The sequence below is a fragment of the Azotobacter chroococcum genome (assembly GCF_004339665.1).
Taxonomy (GTDB): Bacteria; Pseudomonadota; Gammaproteobacteria; order Pseudomonadales; family Pseudomonadaceae; genus Azotobacter; species Azotobacter chroococcum.
Genome location: NZ_SMMU01000035.1, coordinates 1 through 21,303 on the forward strand (window position 1 = coordinate 1; position 21,303 = coordinate 21,303).

Consider the following 21,303-nt stretch of genomic DNA (forward strand, 5'->3'; position numbering starts at 1 on the left):
GTCACGCTGTCGCCCTGGCAGACGATAGTGACGGGAAGCTGGTCGATCCGCATGCGCTTGTACGCGGCCCGCAGATTCTCGGCGTTTCGGCGTGCATAGCTGGCGTTGCGCAGAGTGTCCAGCACAGCCGCAACGTTGCTGGGGCCCCCGGAATCTGTGAGCGCCCCGACCATCGCCGCGCCCTTGGATGGGTCGGCGGTGTTCAGCAGCTGCAAGGCCAGGTCGGAAGCTGATCCGCTCACCGGCGCAACGGGGACAGGATCTCCGGACGAGTTGAAACCCATCAGCATATTCGCCCTGAATGCGGCATTCGGCAGCCGGGCAGGATCAGGATCGGTCGCCGAAACACGGATCACCTGCCGCAGCCCGCCGGCGTTCTGCTGGATCAGCATGGTCAGGTAGTCGAAGACGTTCTCATGCGTCTGGGCCAGATATTTCCCTTGGTTGCGCAGGTCGGTTTCTTGGAGAGGGATCATCTCTCGGGAGATCGTCAGGCGCTCAGCGGAGGCCGGAGCCGTAGCCATGGTCACCGTTCCGCCGTTTAGCGCGCCGGCGCCGGCCACGCTGTAGTCGGTCCCCATCACCAGCACGTGGTCGAGGCCGTCAGCCGTTGTCTTCGTCACGACCAGATCGCCGCTAGCCAAGAACCTGAACGGCACAGGGAACGCCACCGTGGCGTCATTGCCGTCGTATTGAATGACGCTTTCGCTAGTCGATACGGTCAATTTTCGGGTCTCCAGAATGCAAAAACCCCGCACTTGGCGGGGCTCTCTTTGGTATGAATGCAAGTACTAGCGGATTTCTGATTGTGCGAATGCGGCCATTACGTCTAGCCTTCGCGTCACTGCAAGTAACAACAAGCGTGAGGGGGTCATGTTGATTAAGTCGGTTCTATCGGCGACGGTTATCGCCATGCTCGGTGGCTGCGTAAGCGACCAAGCCACTATGGACGAGTTGTCGCGATTCAATGGGGTGCCGCTAGAGCAGTTTGTCATCGCCAACGGAGCCCCAGGAAACAGCTACAAGCTCGCTGACGGAGACACGATTTACTATTGGTCAAGTTCGAAAAGTGTCTATGTGCCGGGGTCATCCGTGACCAATTTCTCAGGAAGCCAAGCCTATACGCAGCAGGTTAGTGGCGGGGATATCAATACAGAGTGCCAGCTTGATCTGCTTACTGATCCACAAGGAGTGATCCGAAAGGTGACAATGCGGAAGAACACAATTGGCTACTGGACAAGCTCAGCCTGCCATGAATATGTTCGAAGCCACGACGAAATGTAGTCAGTTGCTGACTGAGGCTCCTAAGTTAGGCGCCCTGGATGGGCTGGCTTCCCCTGGTTCCCACCAGTAGCTCTGGCCAAACTCCCGCTGAGCGCGGCGCTCCATACGGCTGAGATACCCGGGCGAAAAATACTCTTGCAGCTGATGGAAAATCAAATGATCCGTCGCCGCCTTGGTGTACCAGAGGTTCGCGCCTGGCAGGTGCCCCTTGGTGAGCTGGATCAGGCGGGCCCCGACGTTCGATACGTCACCCTTCTCGACCGCGTTGGCCGTCATGCCTCGCAGGTTCAGCAGTGTCTCTAGATCGCCCGCCAAGGGGCCGCCGAACGCAGCCAGCGCAGAGGTTCCGCCCTGAGTCAGGTTGGAGAAGGCGAAATCTCCATACAGAGACAGAGCGCCACCCTTGAGCATGGCTGCCATGCCGAAGCCAAGGCCGGGAATGCCTCCAGCCGAATCGTCCAGCATGTTGCGCGGATCCTTGCCGCTGGCCACCTCGTTGAGCTGCAAGGCGATAGCGCCGAGCACCGTGAGCGATGCGAGCAGCGCAGCGCCATAGCCGGCCTTGCCCCAGCCAGTTTGCTGAGCCATCGCTCGTCGAAAATGCTTCGAAATCATCGATACAGAGAACGACTTGAACTGCCAGAAGCTGCGCATGAACTCGCCGCTCCAGGTGCCGCGCTGGTTGTTGCCGTGCATGAAGGCTTTTTCCCGGGCGCCTGGGCCTGGGATGGCCATGTTGGTTTCATCCAGCACCATGCCCAGCAGCTTGGTGGCTGCCTGCTCGCGCAGCCGAGTTGGCGACACGCCGCTCTGCGCTGATAGCGCGGCCAAATCGGCATCCGGAATGCGGTAGATGCTGCCGGCCGTCAGTACCTGATCGCCCGCGCCGCGCCAGTCCTCGGGCTGCGCAAGACGCCAGACGGACCAGTCTTGATCGGTAATGCCGCGGGCTTGCATCAGGCGGCGGTCGCCAGGCTCTAGTGCAGCTAGAGAATCGAAGCGGCGGGTCAGATCGCCGGTCACGTCCATCATGGTTGCGCCGAAAGCGCGTCGGTTGCCGGCATCGATAGCGTTCATTCCGGACAGACGCATAGTCGCGGTTGCAGCGGTCTGTGACCACTTGGAAGCGCGTCCGGCAATCACGGCCTCAGTACCAAGCCCCTCCTCACCCCAGCGTGCCAAGCTGCCGACCAGCTGATCGATGCCGAGCCCTGCGCGCAACGCCAGCCTGCGATGGGTGGCGTCAGCCGGGTTGAGCATGCGCAGTTCATTGGCGAATACCTGCATCACCGGCATGCCGTTCATTTTTGAGGTCAGCGCGATGATGCCCTGGTCGGTCAGGCCGGTAATGACCGCTGAACCCAGTTTGCCGAACACGTTGGAGTTGCGGTAAGTGTCGAAGGCGTTCGACAGCGCCGCTGAGGCTGGCGGCTCGCGGGTTCCTGCTACCTCGGTGTAGAGCTGCTCCAGCCGGCGCACGCGCTTGTCGATCTGCGGCTTGGCCTCCGGCTTGGCCTGGATCATCTCTTTGGCGGCCGTCTCGGTGTGGAAGCGCATCGCGTGGTTTGGGTTGGGACCAAGCGCCTCAACCAAGGCGATATCACGGGCGGCGCGGTCGATGTGGCCGAACATGAGATCCATGAGCCCCTTGTCGCCGTACTTGGCCTGGGCGGCAAGATAGGCGTCCGCATCGCGGTAGTGGATCTGCCGTGACTCGCTACCGCGATTCGCGCGGGCTCCGCCGCCAGACGGCTGTCCTGGGGTAAGCTTGTTGACGCCGCCAGTGGCTACCGTCTCCCACGCCTTTGTGAAGAACTCGGTCAGCTCGGTATCGGTCATCCGGCTGCCATCCTCCTTGAAGTACTTCGCGCGGTTCGCCCACTGCACATGGTCGGCAATCCACTGGTCCTTGTTCCGGGCGACCTTCAGTTGGCTATGGCTGCGCGGGATCGCCCAGTCATCGAGATAGCCGACGTCGCCTCCGGCACGGTTGAAACGCTCGCGCAGGCGGTTGGCCACCTCAGCGAACTGCTTGGCCCCGACCTTTGCCTCGGGCACGCCGCCGTCCTGGCCGTGCAGCTCCTGAACCAGTGCGCGCGCCTTTTCCGCATCGGCGAACAGGCCGAGGAACTTTCCGCGCGTCATATCGATGGCGTCCAGCATCGTGGACATGGCCTCGTCACGAATGGCGCGGCTGGCCGACTCGACAGACTGCAGGCCGGGATAGTCAGAAGCGAAGGCCAGCATCCTGTCCAGCGCTTTCAGTGGGTCGCCTGGGAGCTGGGCCATTAGGTTGGCAACCCTATCATGCGCCAGGATGGTCAACGCTACCCGCTGCTTCTTTTTCGCCGCGTCAGCCTGAAGCTCTTTCGCCGCTGCGCTGGCAGCTTCGGTCATGCGATCAGCCGCTGTTTTCGTCTGCCAGGCAGGATCGGTTTGCGCCAATTGGCGCATGTTTCGACGGATGCGCGCCTCGATATCCTTGATTTCCGGCTGGTTGAGGCTGCGGCCAATGGCCTGCTGAACCGCCTGGATGCATTGCTGTTTCATCAGTCACCAAACCTCAGCGCGCACAAGGCGGCAGCCATGAAGCCTTGAGAGTCGTTCTTGGCCCGGGCGATCTCGGCGTTAGCCTCGGCCAGCAGCTCGCGGGCGGAAACGGTTACCGGAGTGCCGTCCTCGTTGAGCGCTCCGGTGGGAATCTGCAGGTCTCGCTCGCCGGAGATGATCGAGTCGACCAAGCCTGGAAGCGCAGGGTCGATGCCGGACAGCGGGTCGGGCTCTCCGGACGGCGCAGGCTCAGCTGGCCTTGTGGTCTCCGGCGGTGCCATGGCAGCTTCTGCTGCCGGCGATTCCTGGGGAGCGACCTGCTCGGCTTGGTTCCTCGCCATGGCCGGTGCCGACTCTTGGGCGGTGCGCACTGAGTCCTCTGCCTGGGTCTGCCGTGCCGGAACTTCATCCAGCGGCTGGCCACCATCGCGCAGCAGACGCTCGATCTCTTGCCCGGCCAGGCGGTTCAGCTCCATTCCGTGATCCGGCGCAACGCTGCTGGCTAGGGCAGATCGCTTGAAGGCGTTGCCGATCTCCTGGGCGCGCTGCTTAACTTGCGGCTCTAGGCGTGCGGGCGTCTCCCCGCGATCCATCGCTGCCAATTCGGCGCCGGCGCGCTCAGCCGCCCGGTTACCCTCCAATGCCTGGGCGATCTCGTCGATACGCCCTTGGGCTGCGCCGCGCTGCTCGTCGAGAGCCTGCCGCTGCTGGGCGATGCCATCCCGCGCTGCGCGCTCTGCCTGCTTGCGCGTCAAGCCTTCTCGCTGGAAGGCCTTGGATGCGTCGCGGTACGTGTCGCCAACAGCTTCATGCGAGCGCTGCAGATCGCCGAGAGAGCGCTGCAGCACGCCAAGCTCAGCGCGCAGATCGCGCACGTTCGGCAGGCCGGCAGCCGCTACCGGCTCAAGCTCAGCCCTTGCTTGCGCGAATACCTCATGCTGCGCCTGCTGCCGCACCACTTCGGGCTCGGGCCCGACGCGATTGGCGCGGATGAACGTGGCGCCGTCGATCACGTCCCCCACGCTGACCGGCTCGCCTCTGGCCATCTGCTCAATCGCTAGATCAATGGCGGACTGGTGCGCAGCGCTGGAGCGCGGATCGACAGGGGCGCCCGGCGCGGTTCCGTGCTGCGCGTGCAAACCGTTGTTTCCGGCTAGGGCCGCGTCGATGGTCTCAGGAGAAGCGGCCGGCGCCCGAGTCATCGCGCGTCCAGCCCCCCAGAAGGCTGCGCCTAGCAGGCCGTCGATAGCCATCGCGGTAGCATCAAGGGCTTTGTACTGCTGCGCCTGCTGCGTGTACCCGTTTCGCTCAAGAAGCTGTCCGACTCCACCGCGCGCAGCAACGCCAAGGCCTACGTTTGCACCGGTCACCGCAGCCAAGTCAGCAGCAGGTGCCGACAGCAGGCGCGCCGCCGGAAGGAAAGCTCCGGCAGCGGTAACGCCGCCCTCGATTGCGCCGGCCATCGCTGCGGTGCGCGCATCAACGCCTTGGTCGCGAAGCTCGCTGAATCGTTGCTCGCCAACGGACGAACCAGCCGTCAAGGCTGCCACCGGTACGCCGCCAGATGCGGCGCCGAACGCGAACCGCGAACCAACATCCCCAAGCCCGAACAGAATCTGTGCCGCCGTGCCGCTGGTCTCTGCGCTGGGGCGCAGCTGTTCGGTCACCCGCAGACGCTGATCGCCAATCGCCGCACGCCTGGCAATTTCCTCGTCATCGGTCGGCACATCCATCAAGAAGGCTTGGGTAGGATCGTTGCCGTACTGGGCGGCCTGCAGCGTAAGTTGGGCTGCCCCCTGGGTGATGCCGCTGAGCAGCGCCGATCCTGAGCCGTCCCAGAAGCTTGGCTCAGGCGGCGATAGCGCAGGGTTCTCCAGTGCATCCTGCTCCAGTGCGCGCTGGTCATCGAACGCCAGGTCGCCGACAAAGCTCATTTCGCACCCTCATTGATGTTGATCATCAGCGGCTTGCCGTCGGCGCCGTACCGGTACTGCTGGCCCTGCATCACGTAGTAGAGGCCGTCCTTGGCTTGGCGCAGGGTCAGCGCGCTGGCGGCGGCTAGATCGCGCTCGCTCGCGCCCTGTGCTCTCAGGGTGTCGGTCAGACGCTGCCTGGCAGCCTTCGAAAAGGTGTCTCCAGGCATCCCCCAGGGGGCAATGGTCTTCGTTCCATTGAACTCAACGACATCACCAACGGTTGCTTTGATGGCCGCCTTGAGTCGGTCGCCGTTAACAACGCCGGTTATGTCGCCAAGCTGGGCGGCCTGGCCCGTGTAGTAGGACCTAACCGCCTGAGCGGCCAGGTCGTATGACTGAGGCTGCCCGGCGAAGACCGTGCCGAGCTCGGAGGCCAGCTTGGTTTCGAAGTCGGTGTCTTTCGGAAGAGGGAAGCTACTGCGGCCATCCTGCGCTTTGCTGGCTTTCGACTTGTTCAGGATTGATTCGCCAAGGGCCATGGTTTTGGCAACGTCACCACTGGTCACGACGTCGTCGGGCTTGAACCAGTGAGTACCGACAGTCATGGATCGCTGCTTCCCAGCAATCATTCCAGCCAGGGCACGCACCGGCGAGTCAGGGGCAATCTGCTGCATCGCGCCGGCATAGGCCCTGTCGTCACCCATGGCGCTGTGCAGCGTGGCGAAAAGCTGGCTCTGCTGGTCCGGCGACATTTGCTCTAGCTGCGCGCTGAGCTGCTTTGCTTCCTGTGGCAGTAGCGGCTTCATGGCCACTGTCGAGCCGAACTTCCGCCGCATGCCATGGATGGCCGACACGCGCTCGGACAGAGCCGCCGGCAGCGAATCCGAGTTGAAGTCCAGCGGCTGCACGTCACCGCCCAGGCGCTGCTGGTAGTAGTCCAGCGGAGCATCCGCCATCATCTTGCCGTTGGCATCCACCGCACGCCCCAGGCGCGCCAGGTTGCTGGCCTCGGCAACTGTGCCGCCGTTGTTCTGGAGTTCTGCCGACCGCTGGTTCACGTAGGCGACCTGCTGATCGATCGGAAGGCGCAGCACCTGCTGAGTTTCGTTCTCCTGCCGGCGCAGTTCGTTGAACTCTGCCTGCGCAGGCGTGCCCTGTACCTGCCTCGCCCATGCTGACCACATCTCATCCGTGGCCGGAATGCCGCTGGCGATCTGGGTGTTGATCTTGCCAAGCGCTCGCTCGGCCCGCGCCTCGGCCCGCAGCTGAGCCATTTCGGCGCGCTGCTGCAGGCGCTCGACCTTGGCGTCAATCGAACCGCCGATCTGGGTCAGGTCGTCTGCGGTCAGGTATTGCTGATAGGACTTGAGCGCAGCCTGCGCCTTGTACGGGTCTTGCGCGGCCTGCCGGCGCAGAATGTCCGAGTACATGTCGCTGGTGGCCTTCTGAAGATTCGCCTCCAGTACCTCGGGCGCCCAGCCATTGCGCTGCGCCTGAAGCTGCAGTACGGCGCCCAGCTTGGCATGGTTCTCAGCGATGGCTTTCGGATCGTTGTAGTTGAGGGCTGCCGAGTTTTGAGCTGTCGCAATAGCGGCCTGATCGACCTGGTTCTTGTACACCTGCTGCTGGTCGAACTCGTAGCCGCCGAGCTTTGCCTGCAGGCTCTGCCGCCTGGATAGGGCGGACTGATTGAACATCCGGCGCTGATCGTCGTTGGCTAGGCTGTCGGAGATGGCCTGCTGCTGTGTGTCGAAATCGGACAGGAACGACTGCGTGATGCCGAGCGCGGCTGAGCCCTTGCGGTTCAGCATCCCCTTTTCGGGGTCGTACAGGGTCTGGTTCTGCCAGGCGCCGAGGCGATTGTCGGCGTCCAGCATGGCCGTCTGATTGGCGTCTCGAACTTCCTGCTGGTGCACATGCTCAATCGCCGAGGCCACATTCTGCGCGCCACGGGCCAGGCCGGACGTGTCTACCGAGGCATCGAGCACGCGCGGGGCTCCGGCGACCTCGGGGCGCACTTGCCTGCGGTATGTCGGGATGCGAGCCATGCGTTACCTCTTCAGTGCGCTATAAGCCTGGGCGCCGCCGGTCAGCAGCGAGCCCATGGCGTTGAATCTGGAAGAACGGAAATTGGCCTTGGCCTGCCGGACCGTCTCGTTGCCCTGCTCCACTAGGCCGAACGCCTGGTTGAAGGCGTTGCGGCGGATCTGGTCGGCATCCTGCGCAGCCATGTCCAGCGTGCCCTGCTCGACGCGGCCGGCCGTTCCGGTGCCGACCTCGATGCCGTTGGCCGCAAAGCCGGTGCGCTGGGATGCCGCAACCTGTCGGCCCTGCTCGGAAGCCATGTCGGCCTCGAAGTCGCCCTGGGCGATGACCTGCCCGGCCTGATCGTTGTAGTAGGCCTGCTGGCGATTGGCGGCCTTGACGCCGGCCTTGCCCTGCTGGATCTGCGAGTAGGCGCTAAGGATGCCTCCGCCGATGGCGACAGGCGCCGCTGCTGCTCCCATCATTGACCTCTCATCGTAAACGGGTGGAATGGCTCGCCGTTGACCCCGTAGGGCACGGCTGCGTGCATCTCGAAGCCCATCCAGCGCATCCACGCCAGGGCCCTGGAGTAGCGGGCATCGGTGAAGTTGAGCAGAACCGAATGGTTGCGCCGCATGATGGAGACCTGCTCTCGGCAGGCGATCAGGAAGGCCTTTCGGCCCCTGTTGACTGCCTCTCCGCTGATCAACCACGGCCAGCCGGTGTTCTCTTCGTGGTGAATGCAGCCGAAGATCCCAGCAAGCTCGCCCTGCAGGTAGAACGCCCGGCAGTGGTAGCTCAGTTCGACCGCCCGGCGCAGTTCATCCAGCACGCTCCACCCCTGGATAGCCTCGAACTCCAGGCGATCTGCATCACGCGCTGTCTCGGCCATGCGCTTGATCACCCGGGCGGTCACAGGCTCAAGACTGCACATTGGGCATAACCCCCAAGATGGTCAGCGGCAGCGGGTCGGTCTGACGGATGAACAGCCGGCCAGTATCAGTCCAGGTCGCGTCGATGACGATCTCGGCACGCCCGGTCAGCAGGTTGATCGGCTCGCCGTAGTTCTCGGTCGAGCGCTGCTTGAACTCGCGTAGCTTGTCGGACCGGGGGCCGGCGAAGATTCCGCGACTCTCCTGGCAGAGCACCACCACGTTGTTGACCCGCTTCTTGGCGCCCAGGAAGGCCTGGCTGTTGGCCATGGTGATATCAAGCGTCTCAAAGTCCGCCGTGATGGGCAGCCCGACGTGGGCGACCAACGCCGGCTCTTCCAACTCGATCAAGCCGCCCGACACGACCTTTTGCGGCTCGACGTCGCCATCGGCCAAGATGGATACCGTTTTGCCCTCAAGATGTCCCAAGCCGCTGATCGTCGTAGCGGCCAGCCCCCAGCGGGTTGCCGCCACACCGCGCAGCGAATCAGGCACCACGGTCTGCGGGATGACCGTGACGACCGCGCCAGAGGTATAGGCGCTGATCTGGGCGACCAGTACCTCGCCAATGCTGTCGGTGTCTCCGCCGCCGTACAGGATGACGCTGCGCCCAACCATGTCGACGGTGAAGACGCTACCGCCGGAGGTCAGGGTCAGCGGATTCGGGTACTTCCAGTCGGTTCCGCCCGTCAGCGTCGCGCTGACCGACTGCCGGCCGTCGTAGGTGAGCCCGCAGTCGACAAAGAAGGCCCGGTCATAGACGTAGTCGCCGCTGCCGTACTTGCTGAGCTGGCGAGTTGCCATGCGCTCGATGTAGCGCTTGGTGGCCCCGTTGATGGTCCGCTTGACGATCAGGTAGAGCGCGTCCTCGTCGTCCTCGGGAACACTGGCCACAGACTCAACGTCGCCATCAGTATCGTGCCGATGCCAGCCGAACACCTGCTGGTCGGGCATGAAGGTGAAGCCGAGCAGCACGCCATCATTGCGGACAAGCCACAGCACGCCGTTCGGGGCCAAGCAGAACGCCATCTCGTCGATTCCATAGCCGCGCATCAGGTGGGATGACATGACGCTCACGTCGTTCGGCCTGAACCCGTCGTCGACGTAGTTGTAGGCCAGCGTCGCCAGCTTCCCGCCGCGCGCCTGGATGTGCAGGGCCGTATTGCCATAGACGGCCGGTGGAACGTCGCTGGTCCCGAAGTAGCTTTGCGGAATGGCCGAGATGGTTTCGGGCGTGACACCCGCATCGGTGCTGCCGGTGATCGTCCACTCTGCCCCAGAGGTCAGGGCCAGCAGCTCGCGCAGGGACACGATATGCCGAATGCGGTTCACCTCCCTGCTGGCAATCGTGAACTCGATGCCGTCGTCGTCCTTGTTCGGATCGCTGTACCCGAAGTTATGGAAATCCCCGGCCCGGCTCATCCAGATGGTTTGCGGGTTCTCGTTGCTCGCAGCGAACACGAGGCGCTGCTGGAAGTAGCCGACCACTGACGGCCAGTTCGTGCCGCTGAAGGGGTTGTAGCCGATCGGCACCGTCTCGTCAGAGTCGGGAGTGATGTTGATGTCGCTGAACGTCGTGCCGGTGGCCTGACCGATGAAGCCGAACACGCCGGACGATTTGTTCTTGTAGACGTTGTAGTGGTCCGCGCCGGCCACGGCAGACCAGCTCAGAGTGGCCCCCGGCTTTGAATCCCAGCTGGCAACCGAGTCGGTATTGCTCGGCCACGACTCGACAGCCCCGTCAGCAAATGAACTTACCGCAGTGACCCGGTACTCGAAGTCCGTGGTATCGCCGCTGCCGCCGGTCCTGGCTGTTGCCGACAGGCCGGTAGGCGCCGCAATGGATGGCTCGAAGGTGATCGTGGTCAGCGTCCAGTTAGTCGGCCCGAGGCGCTTCAGCTCGCGCGGTGCGTAGCTCGGATGGACGATGGTCAGCACGTCGGCCGACTGCGTGAATTTCAGCTCGGGCAGGTCGGCGGTGGTGTACGGGCTGGCAATCTCATAGGGCAATCCGGCGCTCGTCACCTGGCCGCCATCGCTGACGAAGCGGACATAGCCGTTACCGAACTCCAGGACGTAGGTCTGTTCGGTGCTGAATTGAAACGGGATCAGGCGCGTCCGGGCCGAACTGTCCTTCACCTCGGCGACGAGCCGGGTACCCGCCCGGTTCTGCACGCCCCCCTCGGGCAGCACGACGAAGTTCCGGCAGGTCCGCAAGCTGGTGTAGTAGCGCGCCAGATCGACCCGCGCATAGGCTGCTGGAGCAATCTCGCCGGCGCTGAACGATGGCTGGATGGCCTGAGTCATTGGCCGCGCCCTGTGATGAAACTGGATTCCCGGGTGAAATCGTTCACGCCCTCGTTGAGCATGGCGGAGGCGGCTCGCGCGATCTCGAGCTGATATTGGGCATCGCAGGTCTGAGCGATGCCGGCGTTATTCGAGAGGGCCGGCGCGATCTGGCTGGCCAGCCGCCAAGCGAGAGCAGACACGAACATGGGGTCGAACAGCTCCGACGACTCGATCTTCTTCGTGTACTCCAGCGTCGCCGGCGAAATCGTCGTCGCGATCAGGCTGTTGCTGGAGCCGTTGATGACTCGGAAGGGAACGGGCTTGATGACTGGTCGTGCCCAGCCTTCGTTGACACACGGCCAGAAGTCAGCAGGAATACAGCCGCCAACGATGCGCCGCGCCTTCAGGCAGTCGGTCGGCATCGCGTAGGCATATGGGTATTCCGGGTCGGGGTTATCCGACACCTCGGCCAGCGAGACGAACGCCGTAGCGAACCCCCAATGGAAGTCACGCAGCACGAAGTCTCGCGATGGCTCGTAGAACAGGCTGCACTGCTCCGCCTGAGCGGTGTCCTCGTCGAGGGCGTCGATACGGTCGCCGTTGCCGATGCGCGACAACGCCATGTTGCAGATTTCAACAATGCTGGCCATTTACTTCACCCTTTTGAGCCACACTGCCTTGGGGCGGCAGGTCATTGCCACGCTGGCCGCGCTGTCCACGGCGTAGGCAGTCAGACGCAGGGCAGCGGCGGTCGCGCCGGCCGGAATTACCATCTTTGGCGAGCGCAGAATTCCGCTGTAGGCCACGCTCGGAAGCACAGAGGTGCCGAGGTAGCGGTCTCCATCCCAGTAGCGCTGGGTTCCGTTTACCGGATCGGTGACTTCAAGGCCAAGCTGCAGGCTGCTGAAGTTCGACGTGCCGGCGTCCACCTCGATATCCGCGAACGCCTCATAGGTAGCGCCAGGGATCAGAGTCGCGTGCAGGCCCGTCTGCTTCAGAATGTCCGCGGCTGCCGCACTGCCAGATGCAGCGCCGCCAAGGACGCACTGCTGCACGCCGTCTGCGGTGAAGCTGTAGGTGCGGGTAACGGTCGAGGCACCGCTTGCGTTGGTGCCACTCCAGTACTGGGCGATATTTCCCGATCCGCCAGTGCCAAGGCTTCCGGGAGTTCCGGTATTCCGAACCATCGGGTTCTGGACCATGCTGCCGGTCGGGTTGGCAGCTGAGAACAGATCGGCATTTGTCGCGATGGACTTCACCTCGCGCCCGGCGAACTTGCGCGTCAAAGCACCTGCCAGAGCCTTGCCCATCCAGTAGGCCCCGATAGGCGACGGGTGCAGGCCATCATGGGTATATCCAAGCCTCGCGTAGGCTGAGGCGCTCACCGCGTCCACCCAATCTGGATACGGATCGGCAACTAGAATGGAGCCTCCGTTGTCCAGGCTCAGCATCCACTGGCGCACGATCTGGTGATTGGTCAGCTGATCGCCCGTCAGCGCGTTGCTGGTGAATGTGGCATCACCCCGCGGGGTATCGCAGAGCAGAATGACTTCCTTGCCGACCTTGAGGACGTTGTCGATGATCCCGGTGTAGTTGTCGATCGACTCCCAGGCTGACATGTTGGCCGAGCCACGGTCGTTGGTCGGGCCGGTCAGGATGATGGTGCCGGCCTCGGTCGCAGCCAGCAGCGGCGCATAGCGGCCTTTGAAGTCGCGGGAGGTATTGCCGCCGATCCCCCAGTTATCGACCAGCGGATTTTCCAGCACGGCGCATTGGCGGGACTGCATCAGCGCCCAGTGGATGTAGCCGTAGTTCTCCAGCGTCAGGCCGCCAGCCGTGCCGACACAGTTCGCGCTCCTGCTATCAGGTCCGAAGGCAATTTTGTTGTTGATCACGGCAGATGCTCCAGAAAAGAAAAGGCCCCCGAAGGGGCCGCGACTGGCTGAAAGCGATCAGGCCAGGCCTTTCTTCTTCAGTTCCTCATCGCTCAGTGGGCGCAGATTGTGGCCGGCCTCTCCAGAGAACTGGACCAGATCACCCGGGCTGCGCAGCTGATCGCCGATGTAGCTCTGTTCGAGCACTTCGTACCACTTTTCCTCGTTTGCCTTAGCCATGGCTCACTCCTCAGAAGTTGCTGCCGTTGACGTAGGCCTTGAAGGCCTGGACGTCCTTGGCAAGGAACGCAGAGAAGGCGCCGGCGGTCAGCGGGCCGGTGGCCACGGTGAAGCGCACGCCGATGTAACGCTTGTAGTCTGCTGACGGCAGCTTGATCGCCACCAGGGTAGCGCCTGCGGCCATCTCGGCCAGGGCGAAGGCCTTCGACGAGAAGTGCACGACCGGAGCGGTGGCCATACCGGCCGCGCTGTCCGATTCGAGCGTGACGGTCACGGTTGCCGCGCCGGCTGCGGTAGCGGTGGTGTCCACTTGGACGACCAAGTAGACATCCTCGCCGACACCGATATCGCGGACGGTGTTGGTGTTGACCGCGTTGCCGAGCGGATACAGATCGACGACGTTGGTCGAAATAGCCGTCGCGGTGACGGCTTGGCTGTCGGAGAACTCAGCCTGCTTATCTACGTACATGATGGCTCCTTAGGCGACAGCCGCTTCGGTGTTGAGGATGGAATCGACGCGACGCACCGGAACCTCGCCGAACATCAGGGCCGGGCGGCCTGCGACGTTCTCGTAGGCCAGGGTGCTGGAGGCGACCTTGTTGACGGTCTGGCGGCGCAGGAAGCTTCGGATGCGGCGCGAGCAGTAGAACGCCGGGGTAACGCCGGTCAGGCCCTGGATCATCTCCAGTGCCTGAGTCATCAGGTCGATGACATCGGGGCCGGAGGCGGCGTTCTTGGTCAGTGCGGTGACGTCGATGTTGGCGATGCGCACGATGTACCGCCAGTCCTTCACGGCGACGCCGCATTTCCACTGGTACTGGTCCATCAGGGCGCGGTAGCGGTTGTTGCTGGCATCGAAGGCGTCCTGCTCGCCAAGGTCGCGATGGACAAGGCCAGCCTGCGAGCCCTTCGGGTAGATGCCGTGCACCGAGTTCTCGCCCCAGCCGACCAGCCAGATGCTGGTGTTGGTGGAGCCGGCGCCGCCAGCGCTGATCACGTTGTTGGCAGTGGCCGCAGTGCCTGCGCTCAGGGTGTTGAAGCGCGGAGCCAGGCCGGTGAAGCCTTCCGGAGTCACGCCGGCATTGCCGTAGATAACGTTGCGCTGCATGGTCTGGTTCATGGCCTCGATGAAGGCCTTCGACTCGGACAGGCGGAATGCGGCGGTGTTTCCGTTCAGCATCGCGAGGTCGACGTCGATCTGGCCGCGCGCCTCGAGGATGCCGCAGGCTTCGTCGATCTGAGCGGTGGTCGACTTGCTGTTCGGCACGCCACCATTGAGCTTGCGGAAAATCACATCGGGCAGGCCGGTGCGGGTCGTGATGCGGGAGCCGGTCGGCAGGTTGCCCTCGTACCAAGGCATATCCATCAGCATCTCGTTTTCCTGAGACAGCAGCTCGGCAATCGGCATGATGCCGCCGCCGTCCGGGTTCAGGCGCTTTGCGATGTCCAGCAGGGTGGGCAGGTTCGTTGCGAGAGTAGCCATAGTTGGCGGTCCTTAAGCGGGATAGTTCGGGTACATGCGGTTGGCGAGCGGGCGCTCCGCAGGAACTTCGGTGGTGGTGCGATGCAGCTTCCCTTCGGCGATTTCCTTGCCGACGCGATGGAAGAAGCGGACGACTTCCGGGTGCGAGCCGATGCCCGACTCCTTCAGGAACGCACTGAGTTCTGGCGTCCCGTAGGCAGCGAGGGCTTCGCTGGCCGCGGTGACGTTGGCCTCGAAGTTGGCACCCCCGAAATTCGGGTCGGCTTTGAGGCTCGTCTCCCACTCGGAAACCATCTGATTGCGCTGATCAGTGGCCGCTTGTTCTGCCGCCTGCTGGCTTGCAAGAACGCGCTTGGCGTCCAGCGCGACCAGCTTCTCGGCCTGTTCCTGGGTGAGTCCCAACTCCTTGAACACCGGAGACCATTCGGCCAGCGCGGCATCGTCGACGGAGTAGCCCTCGGGCAGGTTGGCGAAGCTGTACTGCTCAGGGACTGATGGCTCGGCCTGCTGCTCTTGCGCGGACTGCTGTTGGGGTTGCTGCTGGCCCTGCTCCTGCGCTGCTGCTTGCTGCTCGGCTGCCTGGGCCTGTGACGTCGCACTCTCGGTCCCGCTTGCGGTAGTGGTGGCGGTATCGACTGCTTCGGTCATTCGGGAACCTCATCGGGTTGTTTGGTGTTCTCCTGCACCATCAGCAGGTACTGCTCAGGGCACAGGGTGCGAATTTCTTCGGAGAGCGCGCGGCCGACCTCGTAGGCGCCGAGCAGGTAGCTCTGCCGGCCGCCATGGGTATCGAACAGGGTCGACCTGGCCTCAAATCGGGTGGCGACCAGCAGGCTCCAGACGAAGCGACGGCCGCTCAGGCTGCCCATCTGCTGACGCACGTCGTCGATGCGCTGCCTTTTCAGCAGGCGCGCCTGGTCCTCCCGCTGCTGCAGGATCTCGTCGGTGTCGAACATTTAGGCTCCGATGATCTGGCCTAGGGCGTTGTCAGGCGTGAGCTGCGTTTCGGAAAGGAGCTTGGCGCCCTGGATGCCGTTCGCCAGCGCCTCCTGCGCTTGCTGCTGCTGGGCAATCTGGGCGCGCTGCTGGCGGATCGTGTCGACTTCGTCATCGCCGCGCACAACTGTGGGCACGACGCCGATCGATTCGGCGTACTCGTCGATGAGCTGATCGGAATCGAGCTTGTCTGCTGCCTCCGGGAATGCGCCGGCCAGCCCGCCCACGAACTGGGCATAGCGCTCCAGGCTGGTGACCGCCTGCGCCTTCTGCGCCTGGGCAAGGATCGAGATGTAGTCCGCCTCGACCTCGCCGCTGCCCAACTCCTCTGGAGGCTCAGGCAACAGCGGCTCTCCGTCGATGATGCCGGCCCAGATCGGCAGGCTCTGGCGCAACATGATGCCGAACACGCGCTCGATGATCGGGTCGAGGCCCTCGAAATCCACTCGCTCGACCACCGGGCCGAGCATGGCCATCTTCTCTTCCTTGCGCGCGGCGATCTCGGTCGCCGTCCTGACGTCGTCCATCTGGCTGATCATCAGGAACAGGTCGGCGTAGAACGAGCGACGGATGCGCTCCTCATGCCTTGCGATCTTGGCCTCGATGGCCGCCAACCACTGAGGATTCGGCTCGTAGATCGGGGCGATCTGGTTCTGGCTGCCGACCATGTCCACATAGGTGATGCCGCCAGGGAGCGTCGAACTGGGCTGCCCTCGAAGGCTGGATGGGGCCTGCAGCGGCGGATTCGCGCCCGTTTCCACCAGTCGCGCCGAACTGCGCTCGTAGAGTTGCAGGGCCTTGATGTCGCCAATGCAGCGACGCCCAGGCCCGGTCCCGTAGCAGTCGCCAGGGAGCACATCCCAGCGCATGACGGCGACGGGGAACTCATGCATGCCAGCATGCTCGAGAACCTTGTCGGGTGGGGCGGGCTTCTCCCATGTCAGCGACACGAACGGCAGATGCCGGCTCAGCCGGCTGCCGGGGCTGTGCTCGGCGTTCGGCTCGACCATTTGCACGCAGTCGAACCACGTGTCTTGGCGCGATTCATTGAGTGCAGCACGCGCCTGGGGGCTCAGAGCCTCAACGCCGAATCGCTCGGACATCTGCGCCGCCGTCAGCTTGAACTCGCGGTAGAAGGCATTGGTCCGACCGTCCGCGCCGTTGGCGACGTAATACTCGCCAGCGGTGAACGCCTCGCACTTGATCACTGCCCGAGGGTCTTGCTCGATCCAAACCGCGCCGGTACCGAAGACGCCCATCTCCAGATAGGCAACATGCATGCAGTTGTAGAAGTTCGACCGCAGCAGCACGTCCCGCATGCGCTCGGTGCATTCGAACAGCCAGTTCTTGACCGGCCCGAACTCCATCGCTTCGCGCGACTTGGTCATCAGGTTGAACCACGGGCGGGACCTGGAGGTTAGCCCGCTCATCATCCCGGCAGCCAGGGTGCCGGCGTCCTCGGTGGCCTCGTTGTTGATGATCTTGTTGTTGCGCCGGTCTCCCTTGTTCACCTCGGTGCACAGCAGGCGCGAGCGCATGGGCTGGATGAAGTCCGACAGTTCACGCCAGTTCGTCTCCCAGGACTGACGTTCCGTCTTGAGCAGCGCTAGGCGCTTCTCGGCGCGCCGCCTGAGAGATTCCGCCATGTCACTGCCCCAGGAGAGTCTTGGTGGTGGTCGACGCAGCTTGATCGGTCGCGCCACCCAGGATTGTCGACGACAGGCCGGCAGCCTTCGCACGACGCTTCTTGTCGGCCGCGAAGTTCTCGGCGTCGGTCGTCGACACCTCATTGCCGTCTACCTTGTCAACGGTGGTATTGCTCGTACCAGGCGTCTTTGCTGCGCCGAGAACAGCATCAGAAGCGCCGAGCGTTGCCACGCTGGCCACACTTTTGACTATCTTCTTGGCTCCGCCCATGGGGATTCCTCACGCGAAAGGGTCGTAGTTGGATTGATGCGAGCCAGTGGCCGGCGCCTTGATCTGGTAACGCTGCCGGGCAAATCGCCGCATCATGTAGGCGTACCGCGTCGCAGAGAGCAGGTCGTCATTCAGCTTCACGATCCGGCCCATCTCGTCGCGGTGGTAGTTCATCTTCTCTTCGAACCATGGCGACAGATGGGAGAACACCTTCAGCCGGCCCGTGGTCATCCGCTCGTACAGCTCGACGAGGCCGGCCTCGACGCCAACGCCGCCGGCCGGCCAGGTGGCGTGTTCGGCCAGCATCGTCCAGCCGGCGTCCCGGTAGGCGGCCATCTGCTGCTCTCCGGACGACTTCTCGGACTGCAGGCCGTCGCTCGGCCATGCCGTCGGCACATGCTGAGCCCAAGGCTTCACGACGCCCCAGGCTGTTGCTGGCGTGGTCCTCGACTGCTTCCACGCCTGCGCGACGTAGATCACGTCGGCATCCATGTCGATCCAGAGCTGCACATGGGCCTGCGGGTGATCCCAGCCGAAGTCCATGCCGTTGATGACCCAGAAGTGGTCCGGGCACGGGAACGGCGCACATTTGACCAGTTCGTCGCCGAAGTCGAAGATCAGGCCTGTGCCGAGCAATGGGAGCCCCTTGGTTCGCATATCGCGCTGCCAGGCAGGGTACTGGTCTAGCAGCGCCTGCTTTGTCTCTTCCGTCAGGTGTTTGGCGTCATCCCATGTCGCGCGCTGCATGTACTGGCTGGGCGCCGGGCTGTCCATGAACTGGACGACCAGTTCGGTTCGCCCGTTCTCCGGGGTGAACGTGAGGATTCCCCGCCCGCCTCTGCCCTGATCGCCAGTTGCGGTCCGGGTGATCACCTGCGGGTATATCGCGCTGTCCCGCGGCTCTTCGTCGATGTGATACCAGTCGACGCTGTCGCCCATGATTGCGTGCTGACCCTGGCTATAGGACCAGAACTGGACGATTGCTATGCCGCCGCTAGCGTGCCTTACGCGCACCTCGCGCATCGCCCCGCTCGTGCCGGTGGCAGACTTCCAGTCAACAATCCTGTCCGCCGGGATCAGGCCGCCAGTGAACTTGCCGCCCTCCATCCGCCCGAACAGCGGAACCTGCAGCAGGTCGCGCGTCTTCTCCATCGAGAACCCGAGCAACCAGCACAGCGGGGCGCCGCTGAACTTGTGGCCAGCCCAGTCATGCGGGTAGTCGCCGAGAAGATGGAATGCATCGATTGTCAGGCCGGTGCGCGTTTTACCGACCCGGTTGGCCGCCATCAGCATGCAGGCCGAATAGCTTGCCGTGGCCTCGATGAACTTAAGCTGCCAGTCGTACAGCGACTGGAATTGGATCAGAGATGCCTGCTGCGCCCGTCTGCGCTTCTTCTCCTCCAGCAGCAGCAGAAGCTCAGCCTTCTCCTCCCGAGACAAGCTGCGCGATTCGGCGGTCAAGCTCATCGTCAGTCATGTCCTGAATCTGGATTTTCCCGGAGTGCTCCTGCTGAATGCGGTCACCGTACTTCTTCGGGGAACGCTTTCCGGCCACCCACTTGAGAGCATCGATCTTCACCCGGGCGGCCGCAGCGTTCTCCGGCGTGACCGCCTCAGCCTCGGTGATGATGTCGGCCTCGAACAGGTCGGACGCAGCTTCGCGTGCGCGCGCGTACTGCTCGGAGTAGGGGCTGCCGCTAACGTGCCCCAACAGAGTCCCGACACTTAGCCCCATATCTACTGCGATCTGCCGTAGGGTTTTCCCCTCCGCGACCTGCTCGCACAGACGGTTAACCCGCTCTCTGATCTGGTCATCAGTTAGCGGCCTGGTCATCTTGAGAACTCCATCAGCTGCCCCTCAGCACCGGAGCCAGATTGCCCCTGGTCTTCAGCAGCCCGATTGCCAGCACGCCATGGATGACGATCATCGGCCAGGCGGCGGGCTGGACCACAAACTGGCCTGTCACGATCTCAACGCAGGTAGTGAGGCAGGCCATCATCACGATTGTGGCCATCACGGACACGTCGCGGCGGAACTTTGCGCCCCGCCTCTGATACGTGAACAGCCTGACGAATGTGACGATACAGAGCAGGAACGTAATCCAGGTAAGTGCATTAGCCATCTGTCTCCCCCTTGGTCGCAACCGATGCCCGCTTGGCCTTGATGGCGGCGAGCGCTGCGGTTATGACCCCGGAGGAAGCGATAAATGCAGCCGGGCCTGGCAGGTCGATGGGGCCCACCCCGAAGATCGTCATGCCCGACACGACCGGCGCGAACATGTAGCCGACGATGACGGATACAAGAGACAAGGCAACGCGGGAGAGGATGGACAACTCGGCATTGGCGACGAAGTAGACGACTCCGCCGCAGAGGGCGCCGATTGCTGCCTCCCCATTGATCATCAGGCCGGCACCTATCGCGCCGGCGACAACGATGCCGGTCGTACTGGGTTCGGCCATGCTGATTTCCTACTGCATAAACGAAAAAGCCCCGCACTAGGCGAGGCTCTGAATTTGTGTCGTTTTTCCTTTGGGCGAGGAAAAACATGATGGGAAAACTGTACTCCTAGCCGCACAAGAACGCAACGTTATAGCGTCACAATCACGCAGCTTCCCTCATCGAAGCCAGCAGCATCGCGACTGGGGCAAGCGCTTTTCTGTCGAGGTCGTTGCAGGCGTCAAAGCAACGCTCGATGAAATCGTCCCACTCGCGCGACCAGTTGCGGGAATCCAGCGTCACGCCATACCGATCGAACAGCCATTTCCGGAATGCCTCTGGCGTCGGCATCGGGTCTATCCCCTCGCTCTGCCCACCCTGGTGCTGCCGGCGGTAGCGGTACAGCACACCCATGGCGACATACCGGGCGCGCCCTGACTTGGCCTCTGTCATGCGCTCCACCTTGCTGCGAGCGATGGCATAGACCAGCTCCTCGGCGATCTCCCGATGATCGTCATCTGCCAGCGGGCTGTAGAGCCAGTGCCCGAAGCACTGCAGGTGGGCCGGCAGCGTGCTGATTGCGCTCTGCACCACCCCAGCAAGCGCCTGATCCATGGCCGCGCCAGTCCGCCGGTCCTTCTCGCTCTTCTGGACCATTGCCCCGAGTATCCCGACCTCCAGGGCGTAGGCGGTCGTCGACTCGCGGCGCTGGTAATACGCGTCGTGCCACAGTTGCCGGGCGCTGCTCAGTTTCATGCCGCTTTCCTCCCCAGGAACATCAGAACGGTTTCGATTGCTCTGCCGGACCGGATCATTTCCGGGTCACAGCGATAGACGGTCCATCCCAGGCGCAGCGCTGCTTCGTACTTCCGCAGGTCTTCTGCAAATCCCTTCCCTCGCGTGTGCCGGCCGCCGTTCCATGCGCCGCCCTCGACCTCAATCAGCAGCCGGCGCTCCAGGATGGCGAAGTCGGCCCGCCAGTCCCTGAGCCCTGCCGCCTCAAGACGGGCGCGAAGGCCTCTGCCTTCCCCGCCACATGCCTCGGCAGCGAAACGGTACTCGCGCACCGCCTCGACGCCGTTTGCGCGCAGGTGGAGCGCTAGAGTGGCTTCTGCCTCACTCACTCGCCTGCCCCCTCCTCATCCTGTTGAGCTTCGCCCTGGCCTCGGCCTGCAACTCCGGTCGCGCCGCCAGCTCCCTCTCGGCCCACATCCGCCCCTTGGTTTTCAGCTGCGAGTAGATCGAGTTGGCGAGCTCCACTGCCTGCCGGTACCGCTCCAGGCATTCCTGCTTGTGCGCATTGATCGCATCCCGTTCCGCAGGCGAAAGGGTCGCCAAATTCGAGCCATGCTTTTCCACA

General features: G+C 63.4%; 24 protein-coding genes. 1 reads left to right on the forward strand and 23 read right to left on the reverse strand.

Translation table 11 applies throughout. The features are described 5' to 3' along the window. Window positions 1-725: hypothetical protein (locus EV691_RS19225; protein WP_341539292.1), on the reverse strand; the 725-nt coding region annotated here is incomplete at its 3' end. A gap of 148 nt (window positions 726-873) precedes the next feature. On the opposite strand from EV691_RS19225, the gene EV691_RS19230 reads away from it, so the two are divergent. Beyond that, window positions 874-1,284, forward strand: a complete 411-nt coding sequence (locus EV691_RS19230) for a hypothetical protein (RefSeq protein WP_131299519.1) — start codon at window positions 874-876, stop codon at window positions 1,282-1,284. Here the strand turns inward: EV691_RS19230 and EV691_RS19235 are convergent, their stop codons facing one another. The 22 genes from EV691_RS19235 to EV691_RS19335 form a co-directional block, all read right to left on the reverse strand. Further along, window positions 1,285-3,834: a hypothetical protein gene (locus EV691_RS19235; RefSeq protein ID WP_131299516.1), complete on the reverse strand. Its 2,550-nt coding sequence runs from the start codon at window positions 3,832-3,834 to the stop codon at window positions 1,285-1,287. It lies immediately after the preceding gene. Further along, window positions 3,834-5,768 carry a hypothetical protein gene (locus tag EV691_RS19240; protein ID WP_131299513.1) on the reverse strand — a complete coding sequence of 645 codons (1,935 nt, stop codon included), beginning with the start codon at window positions 5,766-5,768 and terminating at the stop codon, window positions 3,834-3,836. Before EV691_RS19240 ends, EV691_RS19235 begins: the two co-directional genes overlap by 1 nt. After that, window positions 5,765-7,798 carry a hypothetical protein gene (locus EV691_RS19245; protein WP_131299510.1) on the reverse strand — a complete coding sequence of 678 codons (2,034 nt, stop codon included), beginning with the start codon at window positions 7,796-7,798 and terminating at the stop codon, window positions 5,765-5,767. Before EV691_RS19245 ends, EV691_RS19240 begins: the two co-directional genes overlap by 4 nt. Before the next feature lie 3 nt (window positions 7,799-7,801). Further along, a complete protein-coding gene (locus tag EV691_RS19250; RefSeq protein ID WP_242672585.1) occupies window positions 7,802-8,260 on the reverse strand; it encodes a hypothetical protein in 459 nt (152 codons plus the stop codon). After that, window positions 8,257-8,667 (reverse strand): hypothetical protein, encoded by a 411-nt coding sequence (locus EV691_RS19255; protein ID WP_131299507.1) that lies wholly within the window; start codon window positions 8,665-8,667, stop codon window positions 8,257-8,259. The genes EV691_RS19250 and EV691_RS19255 overlap by 4 nt, the downstream gene beginning before the upstream one ends. A gap of 28 nt (window positions 8,668-8,695) precedes the next feature. Next, entirely contained in the window at window positions 8,696-11,014 is a 2,319-nt protein-coding gene (locus EV691_RS19260; protein WP_131299504.1) for a phage tail protein, read from the reverse strand. Beyond that, entirely contained in the window at window positions 11,011-11,646 is a 636-nt protein-coding gene (locus EV691_RS19265) for a phage connector family protein (protein WP_131299501.1), read from the reverse strand. Before EV691_RS19265 ends, EV691_RS19260 begins: the two co-directional genes overlap by 4 nt. Next, complete coding sequence (locus EV691_RS19270) at window positions 11,647-12,891, reverse strand: SGNH/GDSL hydrolase family protein (RefSeq protein ID WP_131299499.1); 1,245 nt, start codon at window positions 12,889-12,891, stop codon at window positions 11,647-11,649. 57 nt (window positions 12,892-12,948) lie between these two features. Next, window positions 12,949-13,110 carry a hypothetical protein gene (locus EV691_RS23450; protein ID WP_165496579.1) on the reverse strand — a complete coding sequence of 54 codons (162 nt, stop codon included), beginning with the start codon at window positions 13,108-13,110 and terminating at the stop codon, window positions 12,949-12,951. Between the two features lie 10 nt (window positions 13,111-13,120). Next, window positions 13,121-13,579, reverse strand: a complete 459-nt coding sequence (locus EV691_RS19275; RefSeq protein ID WP_131299496.1) for a Bbp16 family capsid cement protein — start codon at window positions 13,577-13,579, stop codon at window positions 13,121-13,123. Between the two features lie 9 nt (window positions 13,580-13,588). Beyond that, window positions 13,589-14,593: a major capsid protein gene (locus tag EV691_RS19280; RefSeq protein WP_131299494.1), complete on the reverse strand. Its 1,005-nt coding sequence runs from the start codon at window positions 14,591-14,593 to the stop codon at window positions 13,589-13,591. 12 nt (window positions 14,594-14,605) lie between these two features. Further along, the gene (locus tag EV691_RS19285) at window positions 14,606-15,241 is read right to left on the reverse strand and encodes a peptidase (RefSeq protein ID WP_131299491.1); all 636 of its coding nucleotides are present in this window, start codon (window positions 15,239-15,241) and stop codon (window positions 14,606-14,608) included. Further along, window positions 15,238-15,549, reverse strand: a complete 312-nt coding sequence (locus EV691_RS19290; RefSeq protein WP_131299488.1) for a hypothetical protein — start codon at window positions 15,547-15,549, stop codon at window positions 15,238-15,240. Before EV691_RS19290 ends, EV691_RS19285 begins: the two co-directional genes overlap by 4 nt. Then, window positions 15,550-17,235: a portal protein gene (locus tag EV691_RS19295; protein ID WP_131299485.1), complete on the reverse strand. Its 1,686-nt coding sequence runs from the start codon at window positions 17,233-17,235 to the stop codon at window positions 15,550-15,552. Between the two features lies 1 nt (window position 17,236). Next, complete coding sequence (locus EV691_RS19300; RefSeq protein ID WP_131299482.1) at window positions 17,237-17,506, reverse strand: hypothetical protein; 270 nt, start codon at window positions 17,504-17,506, stop codon at window positions 17,237-17,239. 9 nt (window positions 17,507-17,515) lie between these two features. After that, the gene (locus EV691_RS19305; protein ID WP_242672584.1) at window positions 17,516-18,973 is read right to left on the reverse strand and encodes a phage terminase large subunit family protein; all 1,458 of its coding nucleotides are present in this window, start codon (window positions 18,971-18,973) and stop codon (window positions 17,516-17,518) included. Then, window positions 18,924-19,340 (reverse strand): terminase small subunit-like protein, encoded by a 417-nt coding sequence (locus tag EV691_RS19310; protein ID WP_131299479.1) that lies wholly within the window; start codon window positions 19,338-19,340, stop codon window positions 18,924-18,926. The genes EV691_RS19305 and EV691_RS19310 overlap by 50 nt, the downstream gene beginning before the upstream one ends. 13 nt (window positions 19,341-19,353) lie before the next feature. Beyond that, window positions 19,354-19,629, reverse strand: coding sequence for a phage holin family protein (locus EV691_RS19315; protein ID WP_131299476.1), 276 nt, complete (start codon window positions 19,627-19,629; stop codon window positions 19,354-19,356). Further along, window positions 19,622-19,966 carry a putative holin gene (locus EV691_RS19320; RefSeq protein WP_131299473.1) on the reverse strand — a complete coding sequence of 115 codons (345 nt, stop codon included), beginning with the start codon at window positions 19,964-19,966 and terminating at the stop codon, window positions 19,622-19,624. Before EV691_RS19320 ends, EV691_RS19315 begins: the two co-directional genes overlap by 8 nt. A gap of 142 nt (window positions 19,967-20,108) precedes the next feature. Then, window positions 20,109-20,699 (reverse strand): hypothetical protein, encoded by a 591-nt coding sequence (locus EV691_RS19325; RefSeq protein ID WP_131299470.1) that lies wholly within the window; start codon window positions 20,697-20,699, stop codon window positions 20,109-20,111. Then, window positions 20,696-21,067: a PDDEXK family nuclease gene (locus tag EV691_RS19330; RefSeq protein ID WP_131299467.1), complete on the reverse strand. Its 372-nt coding sequence runs from the start codon at window positions 21,065-21,067 to the stop codon at window positions 20,696-20,698. The genes EV691_RS19325 and EV691_RS19330 overlap by 4 nt, the downstream gene beginning before the upstream one ends. After that, complete coding sequence (locus EV691_RS19335) at window positions 21,060-21,302, reverse strand: hypothetical protein (RefSeq protein ID WP_131299464.1); 243 nt, start codon at window positions 21,300-21,302, stop codon at window positions 21,060-21,062. Before EV691_RS19335 ends, EV691_RS19330 begins: the two co-directional genes overlap by 8 nt. Window position 21,303: the final 1 nt, after the last annotated feature.

What these genes read in the sequence shown, in the direction of transcription:
- EV691_RS19230 (WP_131299519.1), top strand. Translation starts at nt 874, where the DNA reads ATGTTGATTAAGTCGGTTCTATCGGCGACGGTTATCGCCATGCTCGGT.
- EV691_RS19235 (WP_131299516.1), bottom strand. Translation starts at nt 3,834, where the DNA reads ATGAAACAGCAATGCATCCAGGCGGTTCAGCAGGCCATTGGCCGCAGC.
- EV691_RS19240 (WP_131299513.1), bottom strand. Translation starts at nt 5,768, where the DNA reads ATGAGCTTTGTCGGCGACCTGGCGTTCGATGACCAGCGCGCACTGGAG.
- EV691_RS19245 (WP_131299510.1), bottom strand. Translation starts at nt 7,798, where the DNA reads ATGGCTCGCATCCCGACATACCGCAGGCAAGTGCGCCCCGAGGTCGCC.
- EV691_RS19250 (WP_242672585.1), bottom strand. Translation starts at nt 8,260, where the DNA reads ATGATGGGAGCAGCAGCGGCGCCTGTCGCCATCGGCGGAGGCATCCTT.
- EV691_RS19255 (WP_131299507.1), bottom strand. Translation starts at nt 8,667, where the DNA reads ATGGCCGAGACAGCGCGTGATGCAGATCGCCTGGAGTTCGAGGCTATC.
- EV691_RS19260 (WP_131299504.1), bottom strand. Translation starts at nt 11,014, where the DNA reads ATGACTCAGGCCATCCAGCCATCGTTCAGCGCCGGCGAGATTGCTCCA.
- EV691_RS19265 (WP_131299501.1), bottom strand. Translation starts at nt 11,646, where the DNA reads ATGGCCAGCATTGTTGAAATCTGCAACATGGCGTTGTCGCGCATCGGC.
- EV691_RS23450 (WP_165496579.1), bottom strand. Translation starts at nt 13,110, where the DNA reads ATGGCTAAGGCAAACGAGGAAAAGTGGTACGAAGTGCTCGAACAGAGC.
- EV691_RS19275 (WP_131299496.1), bottom strand. Translation starts at nt 13,579, where the DNA reads ATGTACGTAGATAAGCAGGCTGAGTTCTCCGACAGCCAAGCCGTCACC.
- EV691_RS19280 (WP_131299494.1), bottom strand. Translation starts at nt 14,593, where the DNA reads ATGGCTACTCTCGCAACGAACCTGCCCACCCTGCTGGACATCGCAAAG.
- EV691_RS19285 (WP_131299491.1), bottom strand. Translation starts at nt 15,241, where the DNA reads ATGACCGAAGCAGTCGATACCGCCACCACTACCGCAAGCGGGACCGAG.
- EV691_RS19290 (WP_131299488.1), bottom strand. Translation starts at nt 15,549, where the DNA reads ATGTTCGACACCGACGAGATCCTGCAGCAGCGGGAGGACCAGGCGCGC.
- EV691_RS19295 (WP_131299485.1), bottom strand. Translation starts at nt 17,235, where the DNA reads ATGGCGGAATCTCTCAGGCGGCGCGCCGAGAAGCGCCTAGCGCTGCTC.
- EV691_RS19300 (WP_131299482.1), bottom strand. Translation starts at nt 17,506, where the DNA reads ATGGGCGGAGCCAAGAAGATAGTCAAAAGTGTGGCCAGCGTGGCAACG.
- EV691_RS19305 (WP_242672584.1), bottom strand. Translation starts at nt 18,973, where the DNA reads ATGAGCTTGACCGCCGAATCGCGCAGCTTGTCTCGGGAGGAGAAGGCT.
- EV691_RS19310 (WP_131299479.1), bottom strand. Translation starts at nt 19,340, where the DNA reads ATGACCAGGCCGCTAACTGATGACCAGATCAGAGAGCGGGTTAACCGT.
- EV691_RS19315 (WP_131299476.1), bottom strand. Translation starts at nt 19,629, where the DNA reads ATGGCTAATGCACTTACCTGGATTACGTTCCTGCTCTGTATCGTCACA.
- EV691_RS19320 (WP_131299473.1), bottom strand. Translation starts at nt 19,966, where the DNA reads ATGGCCGAACCCAGTACGACCGGCATCGTTGTCGCCGGCGCGATAGGT.
- EV691_RS19325 (WP_131299470.1), bottom strand. Translation starts at nt 20,699, where the DNA reads ATGAAACTGAGCAGCGCCCGGCAACTGTGGCACGACGCGTATTACCAG.